Genomic DNA, 14,860 nt, shown 5'->3' on the forward strand with positions numbered 1-14,860 from the left:
ATGTCTGGAGGCCGCGTACTATGCCCTAATAGTGGCTTGAAATCAATCCTGCTGAGCTGTTTGCCTGACTCCCAAAGGATGGGGGGCTTTTGCCGAGCAGGTTGCCAAATAAATGACCGCAAAGACCCCACTAATAGTGGATAAATGGTTGTCGGGCACCGATTAACCGTTATAATCTGTGCCCAAAGTCGTGACAAACGAATTCTAAAGATCAGATTGGTGCGGGAGTAGGTTGTGAAATATAAAGCTTTGCTGGTATTGAGTGTGGGTCTGCTGGGCGTATTTGCCGGCCAGGCTGATGACATGTCTCGTGATGCTATCAAGGATCGCATCAAGCCTCTTGGACAAATTCACGTAGCGGGTGCGCAGGCACAAACCGCAGCGGCTTCCGGTCCTCGTTCTGGTGCGGACGTATTTAAAACATCCTGTTTTGCGTGCCATGGTACGGGCGTTATGGGTGCACCCAAGTCTGGCGATGCTGCTGCCTGGGGCGATCGAATTGCCAACGGTATGGATACGATGTTAAAGCATGCCATTGAAGGCTTTAACGCCATGCCTCCTCGTGGTACCTGTGGAAATTGTTCCGACGATGAGATCAAGGCAGCTATTGAACATATGATCGAAGGCCTGTAAAACGGCGTATCGACGGCTTCTGTGCCGCAAGTTAAGACCACCTTTTTGGTGGTCTTTTTGTTTGAATTGCGCTATTTTTGGCCGGTTAGCGGCTAATTAACTATAAAATCTACAAGCAATTCGCATAACAAAGGCAACATGGCACCTGAAAAACTCGCTGAATTGATGAGCATTGAAGAGCTACGCGCTCTGGTGCCCGAACTTCAGCAATTGACTGAAAAATATAAACAGGCAGAAGCTTTGCAAAAGGCCCTGTTTGATATTTCTGAGCTTGCCAATTCAGTCAGCGAACTCTCTCGTCTTTATCCTGCTATCCACAATATTGTCAGCGGCCTGATGAATGCGTCGAACTTTTTTGTCGCGCTTCACCATTCTTCGTCAGATCTGGTTGAATTTATATATGTGGTCGATGAGTTTGATGAATCCCTAGAGCGGGAAGTACCCTTTTCAGAAATAAAGCATGGCTTTACCGGTTACATACTGACAACTGGCAACCCTTTATATCTCACCAAGGAAAACCTGCAGGAGCAAATTAAGGCAACTGGTGCGAAGGGTATTGGCACTATGCCGGTAGATTGGATTGGGGTACCACTGCGCCGCGGCTCGCAAACTATCGGTGCTATGGTGGTGCAAAGCTATGACGATTCTATTCGTTACGAGGAGCGAGACAGAGAATTACTGGCCTTTGTCTCGCAGCATATAGTCAATGCTCTGGATCGGGTTAAAAATCGTGAGCTGACGGAGAAAACCATTCGTGAGCGCACCCGCCAGTTGCGCCACATGAACGAAGAGTTGCAGGATGAAATTCAGGAACGGCAGAAGATTGAATCCCTGCAACAGGCTTTGTTTGAGATTTCCGAGCTGTCCGCCAATGTGGAAGGCGACATGCAGGACTTTTATTCGAACTTGCATGACATTCTGGCCAGGTTGCTGAGTGCGCCGAACTGCTACATTGCTATTTGGGATCGCGCCAAAAGTATTCTGAATTTTCCCTATTTCAGTGATGAGTTGGATCAGACTATTGCTCCCCGCCCGTTAGGGAGAGGCCTCACTGAATTTGTTCTGGCTACCGGTCAGGCTGAGCTGATTAATGCCGAGCGGTCCATTCTGTTGTCTGAGCAAGGGCAGTTGGATAAAGATATCAGTGAGCGGATGCAGGAAAGAGAAACCAGCTGGCTTGGCTCTCCACTGGTGGTGGATGGTGAGATTTCCGGTGTTATTGCCGTACAGACCTATGAAAAGAGTAAGGGTTACACACTCAAGGATCTCGAGCTGCTGAGATTTGTTTCTCACCATATTGCGGTGGCCATGGAGCGTAAACGCGTGGCCGATGCCATGCAGGCCATCAATCAGCAATTGGCTGAGAAGGTCAAGGAACGAACCGACGAGCTATATAAAACCAATCAGCATTTGAAGAAGCAGATTGAAGAGCGTAAAGAAATAGAGCTGAAGCTGATCCACGATGCGCACCACGATGCGTTAACCGATCTACCCAACCGGGTTATGTTTACCAACCGCCTGGAGCTGGCAGTTGCCAATAAGAAACGTCATCCAGAACATAACTTTGCTGTGTTATTTATCGATTTGGACAGATTTAAACTTATCAACGACACCATCGGTCATCATGCCGGGGATATGTTCTTGATTGAAGTGTCCAAACGCCTCAGTCAGTGCATCCGTGGCCATGATTTGCTGGCGCGCTTGGGGGGAGATGAATTTGTCATCCTGCTCGACAGTCTGGAGCATGAAGAGGACGCGGAAGAGGTCGCTTCGCGCATTATTGAATTGTTAGCTAAGCCATTCATTTTAGATGACAAGGAAATGTATTCCGGCGCCAGTATCGGCATTGCCTTTATCCAGAACTGGTACAAGAAAGCCGAAGAAGTGATTCGTGATGCAGATGCAGCCATGTATCAGGCAAAAGCGTTGGGCCGCGGTCGTTTTATGAGTTTTGACAGCAGTATGCGAGAACGCCTGCTGGAAGAGTTAGAACTGGAAAGTGAATTCCGCCATATGCTCAAAGAAGGCTTGTTCGAATGCTACTGTCAGCCAGCTGTGAACCTGGATACTCAGGAATGGGTATATCTTGAGTGCTATGTCCGTTGGCAGCACCCCACTTTGGGCAAAGTTAAGCGTGAACAGTTTTGGCAGGTAGCAGAACATAGCGGCCTGACCATAGAAATGGATAATTTTATGTTAGAGCGGGCCTGTAGTTGCTTGAAGCAAATGCAAAAGGAAGCCGGTCACTCAGCCCATATTGCCCTGAACTTGAGCATTAACCATTTACTGCAAAGTAAACTGGTCAATCAAATGCTGGAACAGGTCGAGGCGGCAGGTATTTCACCCAGCCAGCTCGTTTTAGAATTCGACGAGAATGATTTAAACAAACGTTCCTCGCATATTTTGCCGGCATTGAAAAAGCTTAAAAAAGCTGGCGTCACTCTGGTGCTGGATAACTTCGGCAGTGGTTTGGCGTCACTGGCCTACTTGTATTCCTATCCTTTTGATTACGTCAAAATTGACCACAGATTTGTGAAGTCACTGCCTCGCTCGGAAAAGAATCTTAAAATGATTCAATCTGTTATCAGTATTGCCGAGCATCTGGGTTTTAAATTAATTGCAGAAGGAATTGAGAACCAAGCGCAATATGACGCACTAAGAGAAATAGGCTGCCAATATGGTCAGGGCAGCTTTGTGGTCAATTCACTGCGTATGGATCAGTTAACCAGCCTGCCCTCCCGGGAAATCAGCGCTTAAGCATATTGCGTAGATTGGCGATGCCAATTTCCCCCTTTTTCTGTCTGACTTCGGCACTGTCTTTCTCTTTTTTGTGCTCCCAAATCAGGTCGTCCTGTGGCAACTCGTACAAAAATCGGCTGGGCTCAGGATTGATTACTTCACCATATTGTCGACGTTCTTTGGCCAGGGTGAAAAACAGCTCCCGCTGGGCGCGGGTAATACCCACATAGGCCAGACGGCGCTCTTCCTCGATATTGTCTTCATCAATGCTGCTTTGATGGGGCAACAACCCCTCTTCCATACCAACCATAAACACATAAGGAAATTCCAGGCCCTTGGATGCATGCAGGGTCATCAATTGCACCTGATCGGCGTTTTCACTGTCTTCGCCTCGTTCCATCATGTCTCTGAGAATTAACCGGTTAACCACTTCCTGCAGCGTCATGGGAGGATCGAGTTCATTCCCTTCCAGCATATTGGTCACCCAGCCAAACAGAGTACTGATATTGCTCATGGCCCATTCTGCTGCTTTGGGGCTGGCGCTGGACTCGTACAGGTACTCTTCGTAGTGCATGCTCTTAATCATGTCGCGGATTGCTTGTCCGGCATCGCTTCTTGATGCTTGATCCGACAGCTCAACCAACCACCGGCTAAAATTTTGTACGGCAATCAGCGCCTTGCCGGAGAGCACGTTGTGTAGCTGGGCATGGCATGTGGCACTAAATAACGATTCGTGCAGTTCATTGGCAAAGTTGCCCAGCTTCTCTAAGGTGGCGCGACCAATGCCTCGTGGCGGCACGTTTATTACACGTAACAAGGCGTTGTCGTCATCCTGATTCACCAACAAGCGCAGATACGCCATGATGTCTTTGATTTCCGCCTTGGCAAAGAAGGAGGTACCACCACTGATCTTATAAGGGATGCGGTTGGTGGTTAGGGTCTTCTCAAATAATCGGGATTGATGATTACCACGATACAAGATTGCATAGTCTTTAAACTCTGTGCCGTTCATAAACTTATGCGCCATCAACTCTGCAACAACCCGCTCGGCTTCGTGCTCTTCGTTCTTGGCTTGTAATATTTTCAGAGGCTCGCCATAGCCCAACTCAGAAAATAGCTTCTTCTCGAATACGTGAGGGTTGTTTTGAATCAGAATGTTGGCGTTATGCAGTATACGGCCAGATGAACGATAGTTTTGCTCAAGTTTGATCACCCGCAATTTGGGGAAGTCCGTTTGCAGCAATACCAGGTTTTGCGGTTTGGCGCCTCGCCACGAGTAGATAGATTGATCATCATCCCCAACCACAGTAAAGCGGGCTCGCTCGCCCACCAGCAGTTTTACCAGTTCGTACTGACTGGTGTTGGTGTCCTGATACTCGTCCACCAACAGATAGCGAATTTTGTTCTGCCACTTCTGTCGTACGCTTTCATTCTGCTTAAGTAATAAGGTCGGCATCAGAATCAGATCGTCGAAATCCAGCGCGTTGTATGCCTTTAGGTGTTGCTGATAACGCAGATAATACTGGGCAAATTCCTTTTCACCAGGTGAAGTGGCGGCACGTTGCAACTGTTCAGGTAACAGCAAGTCGTTCTTCCAGTTGGAGATGCAGCTTTGTAATAAGACTAATTGTTCCTTATCACCATCCCATTCGTCCTGGGTCAGATCTTTGAGCAAGGCCAAGCTGTCCTTGTCATCAAAAAGCGAGAAGCCGGCTTTCAGACCAAGCGCCTTGACCTCGGATTTGATAATGTTCAGGCCCAGAGTATGGAAGGTAGAAACTTTTAGCCCTCGGGCTTCCTGTTTACCGAGTGTCTGTGCAACCCGCTCCTTCATTTCACGGGCCGCTTTATTGGTAAAAGTAACGGCGGCAATGCCTCTGGCTGGCACATCACATTCACGCACCAGATAGGCAATCTTGTTAGTGATTACCCGGGTTTTGCCACTGCCTGCACCGGCTAATACCAAGCAGGGGCCAGAGATATACCTGACTGCCTGATCCTGGGCTTCATTCAGTTTCATGCTCAGGCATTTCCTATATCAAAGCTGAGGACATCACGGATTTGAGATTTATTCAGTGCCAACATAAATACACGATCCAACCCCACAGCCACTCCGGCACAGGGAGGTAAACCTGCTTCCAGCGCACCCAACAAATAGGGATCTATGGGCTTTTCGGCTTTGCCCTGCTGACGGCGTTTTAGATTATCTTGTTCAAATCTAGCTAACTGCTCTTCTGCATTATCCAGTTCGTGAAAACCGTTAGCCAATTCCAGATTACGAAAATACAGCTCGAAGCGCTGTGCAACACGCCGGTCATCGGGATTAAGTTTCGCCAGCGACGCCTGGCTGGCCGGAAAATCATACACAAAACAGGGACGGACTTGCCCGATATGGGGCTCAACTCCATCGCAAAACAGCAGTTGCAGTAATACATCCCGGTCGCTTTCATTGGCAGCCAGGTCGCCATGTCCAAGCTTATTTGCCGCTTCGCGAAGTTCTTCCAAGTTGCTGCTCAAAGGGTCCAGTTGCAGATGTTCAAGGCAGGCCTGCTGATAGCTGATTCTATCGGCCGGTTGCGTATGACAAAGACTCTGTATTAGTTCATCCAGCTCCTGCATCAGGGCAAAATGATCAAAACCGGGTCTATACCATTCCAGCATAGTAAATTCGGGGTTATGCCGACGCCCAGCTTCCTCGTTGCGGTAAGCTTTGCATATTTGGTAGATGGCACCGCTGCCGGCGGCGAGTAGCCGCTTCATGGCATATTCTGGTGAGGTTTGCAGGTATAAGGTGCGCCCCGCGGCTGCGCCTGGGCCAACAAACACGGTGCTAAAGCCCTGTAGATGTTCATCTGTTACTGTGGCGCTGGATAAATTGGGCGTTTCGACTTCCCATACATCTCGCTTGGCGAAAAAATCGCGGATTGTACGCATCATTGATGCGCGCTTTTGCAAGACTTCAATGTCGGCGGTAGGTTGCCAGTGAACGGAATGGGACGTCATGGGTATATGCTCGTGATGAATAAAAAAGCCCACGCAATGTGGGCTTTAGGATAGTACTTTTTGCTTACTTCTGAGCCCGGGAAACGTACTCACCGCTACGGGTATCGACTTTGATTACTTCGCCGGTTTGTATAAATAAAGGAACACGTACTACTGCCCCTGTGCTGCACGTAGCTGGCTTACCGCCGGTGCCGGCTGTATCGCCTTTTAGACCTGGGTCGGTTTCAGTAATTTGCAGTTCAACAAAGTTAGGAGGAGTAACAGTAATAGGTGAACCATTCCACAAGGTGATAGTGCAAGGATCGTTTTCCACCAACCACTTCAGGTTGTCACCAACGGCCGCTTTGTCTGCGGCGATTTGTTCGAAGGTGTCGTTGTTCATGAAATGCCAGAACTCACCATCTGTGTACAGGTAAGCCAGGCTGATATCCATAACGTCAGCACCTTCAACGGTGTCGCCGGATTTAAACGTCTTTTCTAGCACTTTGCCAGAAATCAGCTTACGGATTTTAACCCGGTTAAAGGCTTGGCCTTTTCCTGGTTTTACATACTCGTTCTCGAGGACGTTACAAGGCTCACCGTCGAGCATGATTTTTAGTCCAGCTTTGAATTCGTTTGTGCTGTAAAATGCCATCTTTTCCTCGTTACGTTTTGTGAGCACTTTCTTGGCGCAGATGATACCTAAAATTCTCACCGCTGTAGAGACTTCCTGGCAAAAAGAATTGGCTCAAGCCTATCGTGATCCCAGCAAATTGCTTGAAGTGCTGGACCTGCCAACCGAGCCTTTCCAGGCAGGTTTTGCTGCCAGAAAACTATTTCCCTTGATGGTGCCCAGACCTTTTGTGCGACGGATGCGCAAAGGGGATGTGAATGACCCACTGTTACGTCAGGTCATGACTCTGGAACAAGAACTTACTGCTGTTAGCGGTTACAGTGAGGATCCTCTCGACGAGCAGCAAAGTGCCGTACCAGGTTTACTGCACAAATACCAAAGCCGGGTGTTGATGATCATTCGTGGTGGCTGTGCCGTTAACTGCCGTTATTGTTTCAGACGGCACTTCCCCTATGCGGACAACTCACCTTCCAAAGCCGGTTGGCAGCAAGCGCTGGAGTATATTCGCGCAGATCAGCAGATTGACGAGGTGATTTATTCTGGCGGCGATCCATTAATGGCTAAGGACGACTTTCTCGCTTGGTTAAGTAGTGAAATCGCCGCGATTCCGCATGTGCGCAGATTGCGAATTCATACCCGACTGCCAGTAGTTATTCCGAGTCGGATTACTCGCGAGCTATTGGATTGGTTCACGGGCACGCGTCTGCAGCCAGTGATGGTGTTACATATTAATCACGCCAACGAGATGGATGACGAGCTAGAGCGGGCTGTAAAGCCGCTGCGCGATGCCGGGGTGACACTGTTAAACCAAGCGGTGTTGCTAAAAGGTGTGAACGATAGTGTGCAGGCTCAAGTAGAGCTAAGCGAAAGCGTTTTTGCGGCGGGTATTATGCCCTATTATCTGCATGTGTTGGATAAGGTGCAGGGAGCGGCACATTTTGATTTGGCTGAGTCTCAAGCGCGAGACATTATGGCGGGTGTGATAAAGCGCCTGCCGGGCTATCTGGTGCCCAAACTCGTTCGAGAGATTGGTAACCAACCCGGCAAGACGCCCATTGACTTACATCTTCAACCCTAGCGCAGGCGAGCCTGGCCGAAATCGGGCTGCCAATCAGGCGTAGGTATCGATAGACGATCCCAACGACGGATTTGCCGAAGAAGCTTTGGGTACGTCAGATGCTGAATCCAGCAACTGAAGTGCGGCCTTGCCCTCTTGTTCTTGCTGACTTTTAGCAAGTTTTGCAGAGCGAAGTTCTGCCGACACGTCGGACATTCCAGAGGTTGAAGCACCTTGTAGTTCCATACCTGTTCCTCTTACAGCTTGAGAGTGAATTTAAAAGTAGGCAGAATTGCCCACCTTCGACACCTTATCGGCCAGCGTTAGGGTATCTTTAACCAAAACAGCGATTTTTTTCATGCAATCCATCTTAGACAAACTGAAAGACAACATGCAGATCTTGTATCGGCGGGCTTTGGACGCAGATCAGACATTGGCAAAGTTGCATCAGCAAGGGCAAGGTAAGTTTCAACAGATCTTTGCTGATGATGCTGGTTTCAAAGTGCAAAGCAAAAGATTCGGCCCCTATGTGGAAGAATTGGCAAAAGACATTGTGGCGCTGGAAGCTGCAGCCGGTAGCACCTCGTTTGAATCTGAGCTGGCTGTGGTGGTAAGAAAAATGGAGCAGCTTTTTAACACGCTGTCTGGCTTGAAGGAAAGCCTGAAAGGTTAACGATCAAAGCAATTTCCCCTGATGCCTTGCTAGGTTGTTTTTTGACCTGCTTGGTGCATACTTAGCGTTGAGAGGGTACTTAACCTTGAGGTAGCTAGAGGGGGAGGTTGTGATGGAAGTTGTGGCAACCAACACATCGTTAAATTCGACATTTCGCCAACAGCCGGTAAAAGCCGAGACTGGCGAAGCATCTGTTGCGTTCGGAATAGGTGCAAAGCCCCAGGTGGAGTTGTCTGCGCAGGCAAAGATTTTGCAGCAGACCGAACAAAACCTGCAAACTCAGCAAGCCAGTCGTCAAGTTCGCGAGCCCGAGAAGAAAGATCCGGAACAGCAATCCAGCAACGAGTATGTGAGAGTGTCTAGTAGCGTTGGCCCAGCTGCGCAAAGCAATAATCTCAGCACGGATAAAGCGACTGAGCTATATCGCTCCATTGAGAAAATGCTCTAAGTAAAAAGCCAGGGATGACCCTGGCTTTTTGCTACTTATCGTCTTTTTTCGGTAAAAATTCTGCAAAGGTTTCGTTAAACCAATCCCTCAGCATATTCTTTTCGTAGCGCAGCGATTCGCTGTTAAATAAAGGGTTTACCCTGTCCTGAAAACTCATGTCTTTCAGGTCAACTTCTTCGCCTTTCAGTTGCTGGCCATTGGCATCCAGCAGTTTGTAATCAAATTTCATGCGAGGAATGTCGATACGCTTGATAAGACGCACATCTGAGGGGCTATTTAAACCAACAAAGCTGCCCGGCCATACCTGCCCGGCCAAGTCTACGTTAGTGACATTCATCTGCAGTTTATGCCCATCCGGCAATTTTTCCGCCAGCTTTTCCATGTACTTTTGTATATCAGCAAAGGTGCGTTCCCTGAATTTAACCCTGGATTCGTTAGCGGGGTGAACATCTGTATAGCGTTCAGGCTCCTGCCAAGTAATCTCAACGTCAGCCTTAGCCCAGGATACGCCACTTACACCAAGCAACACGGCTGCCATCATTAAGGAACGGGTAACATTTTTCATACTCTGACCTCTGCATAAACATAGGGGTTATATGAGACAGTCTACATGCTTCAACTGAATTTTGGCTGAACCAAAAAAAGATAAGTGCATTATAGCTAAAGGATTTATAAAACTTCGCTGGAACCAATATAGATACTGTCTGAGTAGTGATGGTAACGCTGTGGCAGTAATTCCACGAGTGGATAGGTATGCGGTAGTGAGATCTTTGTGGGCAGTCGGATAGAGGGATTTTGGCAAACGCTGTCTAGTGAATAATATTTTTGTCGTTCATTCTGAACATCGCCATTCCTATTCATCCATGAATCCATGGCATACTGTTAATCCTGAACATAAAAAAGGCCGGGAGTACCGGCCAACCACAACACAGGTTTGATTGCTTAACCTGCTCTTGCACTATGTCGGTAACCGCGGGCTTCCTTTCCACAAACCGACACGTCATGCTAACGTCAGCGTAGAACTGAATCAGATCGAAATTGGCAGTATTTGTGAGAAATTGTAATTGCTGAGTGAGTCCGGATTAAGGCTTTGCTAATCTATCCAGTCAGTATTTTAGGGGCAGTAGTAGCATGTTGCGTTTTTTGATAAGTATCTTATTGGCGGGCCTGGTGCTCGGCCAAAACGCTATTGCCTGCGAACAAGACTGCGTTGACACAAACCAGTGGCAGATTGGTGTGGCCATTGGTGCTGGGGTGAGAACTAATCCCTTGGTGGATGGTGATAACATTCCCCTTGTCATCCTGCCCGATATCGCCTGGTATGGTGAACACTTCTATCTCGATAATGATGAATTAGGCTATCAGTTAAAAAATGATGCTGATTGGGCCTTGGAAGGCTTCGTAAATATTAATAAAGAAGCCGCAAATTTTACATTTTGGCATCCTGCCAATTTGCTCACCAACCTGTCGATGAGTTCTGGCTTTATTGGCCCCGCCGCAGAAGTTAAGCGCACTGTTTCAAAAGATGAAGTCGCAACTCGGCATTGGTCTGTTAATGGTGGCGTTCGTATGCATTGGCGCCATGACAATGGCGAACTAGCAGCCAGTGTGGCAACAGATGTGAGCGGCGTACACAACGGCCAACAAGTGGAACTCAATTATAGTTTCTCAACTAACCTAGGGAGTTGGCGCTGGAGTATCACGCCGGGACTTATCTGGAAAAGCGCTAAGTTGGTTGATTACTATTATGGGCTGGATGGTCGTGATGGTGTGGATACCTTCCTTTATTATGAAGGTCGATCAGGTTGGTATCCTTCCCTTGCTTTACAGCTAGCTAGGCCTCTTGCAGAAAACTGGCTGTTGCTCGGAAGCATGAGTTGGACCAAACTGCACAAGGGGATGACGGGCAGCCCGTTATTGGAAGACCGCAACATTCGAGGACTTTTTGTCGGTGTGGCATACCAATTTTAAGTGGAAACAAGCTTGAAGCTCCTGGTGATGTTTGCCTCCGTGCTGCTGAGTCTTTTGGTGTTGCCCTTTGCTTCTGCAGCAGACGATCTAGGTTGGCGAATCAAGCCGAATGTCTGCATTGTTGAGGAAATAGGTGACGCTTGCCACCTGCAATTAAGTATTGAGATTCTTGGGGACTTGCCTCCTGATGCATGTTTATTTTTTAGCAACCAACAATTGCAATGCTGGCAAGTTCCAACCAAGCATGTACAACTGTCTCTCAGTTACAGCGAAACTGCCACACTGAGCATGAGACACGATGATCAAGATATTTTGACCGAGACGCTGGAAGTGAAAGCACAAAATGCTTTTCGCCAGCGGGTGCGTAAACCCTGGAGTCTGTTCTAATGGCAAAGGTTTTTCTGGTAGAAGATGATGAAAGGCTCAGTCAACTGACGGCCGACTTTTTGCGCAACCAGCAATTGGACGTAGTTCAGTTTGCAGATGGTTCCGGCTTGTTGCAGGAAGTGCGCAAACAGCAGCCTGATATCATCTTGCTGGATGTCATGCTACCTGGCGAAGATGGTTTTATGCTGTGTCGCACTCTGCGGAATTCATTTAGTGGTCCCATCCTGTTTTTAACGGCCAGGGACACAAACTACGACCAGGTATTGGGCTTGGAGTTGGGCGCCGATGACTATGTCATCAAACCTGTTGAACCTCGAGTCCTGTTAGCCAGAATACATGCCCTGCTGCGCCGGGTGAAGCCTGTTGTCAGTCAGCAGCAGTCCAGCAAACTGAAGTTCGGTAGTCTGAGCATCGACAGCGCGTCTCGTCAGGTGTTGTTAGCTGGTGAACAGATACCGCTGACCAGTCATGAATTTGATCTGCTGTGGATGTTGGCCGACAACGCATCTCAGTTGGTTGACCGGGAAAAAATCTATCGTGACTTAATTGGCCGCGAATATGATGGCTTGGACCGTTCAGCAGACGTGCGTATATCCAGGCTGCGCAAGAAGCTACAAGATAATCAGCAAAACCCGCAACGAATTAAGACCATCTGGGGCAAAGGATTCTTTTTCGTCGCCGATGCCTGGGATTGATATGTGCCAAGTCCGCTTCGCGGTGCCGGGTTGAGTAAATGGGCAGACTCTTTGTCAGCCTCTACCTGTTTATTGTGCTTTCGCTGGTTGGATTAGCCGCGATTCTGGATAAAGCATTTCTCGAAACCGATGACCAGTTGGATCCCTGGGTAGCTGCAACGGCTGCTTATATCGCCGAGCACCAGCATGAACCTGCACAACTTAAAAGCCACCTCCAATCATTTGGTTTGACCGCTGAGCCGTTGGATATGGACAGTATCGCCTGGCCAACTGATATGGCCGAGCAACTCAGGCAAGGCTTGCCCATTGTGTTGTACGATGAGCAGGCAGGTCAGCAACTTTATGTGTTAAATAACCGGGGCGAGTTGCTGCAGGTCTATCACCCGGATAGCCACACCAAACTGAATGTCTGGTTGTATAGTGGCTTGTTCTTTGGCCTGCTTGGGATTTTATTGTCCCTTTGGATATGGCCTTTGTGGCGGGACCTATCACGTCTAAAAGATGCCTCCAACTCATTACGTCAGGATGGGTCATTACCCGAGCTTTCGGTAGGTTCGGCCTCAGCCTTATCCAGTATTGTGCAGTCATTTAACCAACTTAGTGACCAAATTAAGCAGCTTCTACAGAACCAGCGTGAGCTGACCGGCGCGGTAGCCCATGAATTTCGTACTCCTTTGTCGCGGCTGAAGTTTGCCCTGGCGGTTGAACCTCCGCCGGGAACTGCTCCCTGGCAAGCCATGAGCCGGGATGTGGAAGAGCTGGAACGTTTGGTGCAGGAAATGCTCGATTACGCCAGCATGGAGAGCATGGCCCCAGAAATGGACTATTCGTTACTGCCCTTGGCAGAGCTTATCGAAGGCGTAGCCCGGCGCATGCAAATCAATTGCCCGCCGAATATTGAACTGGCACTGGAGTTAAAAGAATGCGAGCTTTTAGCGGATGGTCACTTTGTCCAAAGAGCCCTACAAAATATCCTGCAAAATGCCATGCGCTACGCAAAAAGCAAGATCCAGGTCAGCATTGAAGAAAGCGAATATCAGGTATGTATTCTCATTGATGATGATGGCTTTGGGGTCAGCGCAGCGGATCGGCAGCGAATTTTTGAGCCCTTCTTCAGGCCCGACAGTAGCCGTGACCGGAAGCGAGGTGGCGCTGGATTAGGATTGGCTATTGTACGTCGTATTCAGCAGTGGCATGCAGGGAGTTGCTATGTTGAGGACTCTCCTCTAGGCGGCGCGCGTTTTATACTCTGTTATCCCAAACCCAATAAAAAAGGCCCGTAACAGGCCTTTTTTCTGCGTTGCTGCATTACTTGCCTTGCTCTCTGGCGATGGCGCGCCAAGCAATATCTTTGCGGCAGAACATGCCATTCCAACTGATTTCCTCAACCAGCTTGTAGGCGTTTTGTTGTGCTTCGCTGACCGTTTCTCCTAGTGCTGTTGCACAAAGCACCCGACCACCGTTAGTAACAACTTGGCCATCCTGTATCTTGGTGCCGGCATGGAATACCTTAGCGCTGGCGCTTTCGCCTTTGCCAAGACCGCTGATCACGTCGCCTTTAGGATAATCGTTGGGATAGCCTTTGGCTGCAAGCACCACACCTACCGCAGCGCGGTTGTCGAAAGCAATTTCAGTGCTATCCAATTTGCTATCCAATGCGGCTTCACACAGGCCAACCAGATCAGATTGCAAACGCAGCATAATGGGCTGAGTCTCTGGATCGCCAAAACGACAGTTATATTCAATCACCTTGGGGGTCCCTTCAGCGGTGATCATTAATCCAGCATACAGGAAGCCAACATAGGGATTACCCTCGGAAGCCATGCCTTGCACTGTGGGGTAAATCACTTGATCCAGGATGCGCTGGTGAATTTCTGCTGTCACGACCGGCGCTGGGGAGTAGGCACCCATACCGCCCGTGTTAGGTCCCTGGTCACCATCGCCAACCCGTTTATGGTCTTGGCTGGTGGCAAAGGACAGTACATTCTTACCGTCAACCATAACAATAAAGCTGGCTTCTTCGCCGTCGAGAAACTCTTCAATGACGACACGGCTTCCGGCGTCACCAAAGGCGTTACCGGCCAACATATCGCGAATGGCGTCTTCGGCTTCCTGTTCTGTCATGGCGACAATTACGCCTTTTCCGGCTGCCAGACCGTCGGCTTTCACCACAATAGGTGCACCCTGCTGTTTGACATACTCAATGGCCGGGGCAATTTCGGTAAAGGTTTGGTAGGCCGCAGTCGGAATATTGTGACGAGCCAGAAAATCCTTGGTGAAGGCTTTGGAGCCTTCCAGTTGTGCTGCAGCCTGGCTCGGACCAAAGATGCGCAGGCCAGCAGCCTGGAACTTGTCCACTACACCCAACACCAGCGGCGCTTCCGGGCCAACAATGGTCAAGTCGATTTTTTCCTGCTGAGCAAAAGCCAGCAAACCGCCAATGTTTTCTGCACCTATGGCCACATTCTGTATACCCGCTTCGAGCTCGGTACCGGCATTACCTGGTGCGATAAACACCTGGCTTACCTGTTCAGATTGGGCTGCCTTCCAGGCCAACGCATGTTCACGGCCACCGCCGCCGATAATCAATACTTTCATTCTGTTCTCCCTTGCAGGACAGGTTTGTTAGCTGCAAGCTAAG

The 14,860-nt window shown here is 49.0% G+C and carries 15 protein-coding genes; 9 read left to right on the forward strand and 6 right to left on the reverse strand.

Annotation, left to right across the window (positions count from 1 at the left end; translation table 11 throughout):
• The first annotated feature begins 234 nt into the window (after positions 1-234).
• Positions 235-633 carry a c-type cytochrome gene (locus tag KJY73_RS10570; protein WP_332874188.1) on the forward strand — a complete coding sequence of 133 codons (399 nt, stop codon included), beginning with the start codon at positions 235-237 and terminating at the stop codon, positions 631-633.
• 138 nt (positions 634-771) lie between these two features.
• Positions 772-3,390, forward strand: coding sequence for a sensor domain-containing phosphodiesterase (locus tag KJY73_RS10575; protein WP_214343698.1), 2,619 nt, complete (start codon positions 772-774; stop codon positions 3,388-3,390).
• Here KJY73_RS10575 and rep read toward each other — a convergent pair.
• The 3 genes from rep to efp form a co-directional block, all read right to left on the reverse strand.
• Positions 3,380-5,392, reverse strand: coding sequence for a DNA helicase Rep (gene rep, locus KJY73_RS10580; protein WP_214343700.1), 2,013 nt, complete (start codon positions 5,390-5,392; stop codon positions 3,380-3,382). The two genes, KJY73_RS10575 and rep, sit on opposite strands and share 11 nt — an antisense overlap.
• Positions 5,393-5,394: 2 nt before the next feature.
• A complete protein-coding gene (gene epmA / locus KJY73_RS10585; RefSeq protein WP_214343701.1) occupies positions 5,395-6,375 on the reverse strand; it encodes an elongation factor P--(R)-beta-lysine ligase in 981 nt (326 codons plus the stop codon).
• Positions 6,376-6,439: 64 nt separating this feature from the next.
• Entirely contained in the window at positions 6,440-7,009 is a 570-nt protein-coding gene (efp, locus tag KJY73_RS10590) for an elongation factor P (protein ID WP_206595438.1), read from the reverse strand.
• Between the two features lie 31 nt (positions 7,010-7,040).
• Between efp and epmB the strand changes: the two genes are divergently transcribed.
• Positions 7,041-8,066, forward strand: coding sequence for an EF-P beta-lysylation protein EpmB (gene epmB, locus KJY73_RS10595; RefSeq protein WP_214343703.1), 1,026 nt, complete (start codon positions 7,041-7,043; stop codon positions 8,064-8,066).
• 33 nt (positions 8,067-8,099) lie between these two features.
• Here epmB and KJY73_RS10600 read toward each other — a convergent pair whose 3' ends face one another.
• Positions 8,100-8,291, reverse strand: coding sequence for a hypothetical protein (locus tag KJY73_RS10600; RefSeq protein WP_206595436.1), 192 nt, complete (start codon positions 8,289-8,291; stop codon positions 8,100-8,102).
• Positions 8,292-8,403: 112 nt separating this feature from the next.
• Here KJY73_RS10600 and KJY73_RS10605 point away from each other — a divergent pair, with 112 nt between their 5' ends.
• Both KJY73_RS10605 and KJY73_RS10610 read left to right on the forward strand, forming a co-directional pair.
• Positions 8,404-8,718: a hypothetical protein gene (locus KJY73_RS10605; RefSeq protein ID WP_214343705.1), complete on the forward strand. Its 315-nt coding sequence runs from the start codon at positions 8,404-8,406 to the stop codon at positions 8,716-8,718.
• Between the two features lie 112 nt (positions 8,719-8,830).
• Positions 8,831-9,166, forward strand: a complete 336-nt coding sequence (locus KJY73_RS10610; protein WP_214343708.1) for a hypothetical protein — start codon at positions 8,831-8,833, stop codon at positions 9,164-9,166.
• 31 nt (positions 9,167-9,197) lie between these two features.
• Here KJY73_RS10610 and KJY73_RS10615 read toward each other — a convergent pair whose 3' ends face one another.
• A complete protein-coding gene (locus KJY73_RS10615) occupies positions 9,198-9,731 on the reverse strand; it encodes a DUF3016 domain-containing protein (RefSeq protein ID WP_214343710.1) in 534 nt (177 codons plus the stop codon).
• A gap of 566 nt (positions 9,732-10,297) precedes the next feature.
• Between KJY73_RS10615 and KJY73_RS10620 the strand changes: the two genes are divergently transcribed.
• From KJY73_RS10620 to KJY73_RS10635, 4 genes are read left to right on the forward strand one after another with little or no spacing between them, the layout of a single operon-like run.
• Entirely contained in the window at positions 10,298-11,137 is an 840-nt protein-coding gene (locus KJY73_RS10620; protein WP_214343712.1) for a MipA/OmpV family protein, read from the forward strand.
• Positions 11,138-11,149: 12 nt separating this feature from the next.
• Positions 11,150-11,524, forward strand: coding sequence for a DUF3019 domain-containing protein (locus KJY73_RS10625; protein WP_214343714.1), 375 nt, complete (start codon positions 11,150-11,152; stop codon positions 11,522-11,524).
• Positions 11,524-12,219, forward strand: a complete 696-nt coding sequence (locus KJY73_RS10630) for a response regulator (protein ID WP_214343716.1) — start codon at positions 11,524-11,526, stop codon at positions 12,217-12,219. The genes KJY73_RS10625 and KJY73_RS10630 overlap by 1 nt, the downstream gene beginning before the upstream one ends.
• Before the next feature lie 38 nt (positions 12,220-12,257).
• Positions 12,258-13,502, forward strand: a complete 1,245-nt coding sequence (locus KJY73_RS10635) for an ATP-binding protein (protein ID WP_214343718.1) — start codon at positions 12,258-12,260, stop codon at positions 13,500-13,502.
• A 25-nt stretch (positions 13,503-13,527) separates the two neighbouring features.
• Here the strand turns inward: KJY73_RS10635 and purD are convergent, their stop codons facing one another.
• Positions 13,528-14,817, reverse strand: coding sequence for a phosphoribosylamine--glycine ligase (gene purD / locus KJY73_RS10640; RefSeq protein WP_214343720.1), 1,290 nt, complete (start codon positions 14,815-14,817; stop codon positions 13,528-13,530).
• Positions 14,818-14,860: the final 43 nt, after the last annotated feature.

Origin of the sequence: Bowmanella yangjiangensis, from assembly GCF_018531185.1 — a bacterium.
Classification (GTDB): domain Bacteria; phylum Pseudomonadota; class Gammaproteobacteria; order Enterobacterales; family Alteromonadaceae; genus Bowmanella; species Bowmanella yangjiangensis.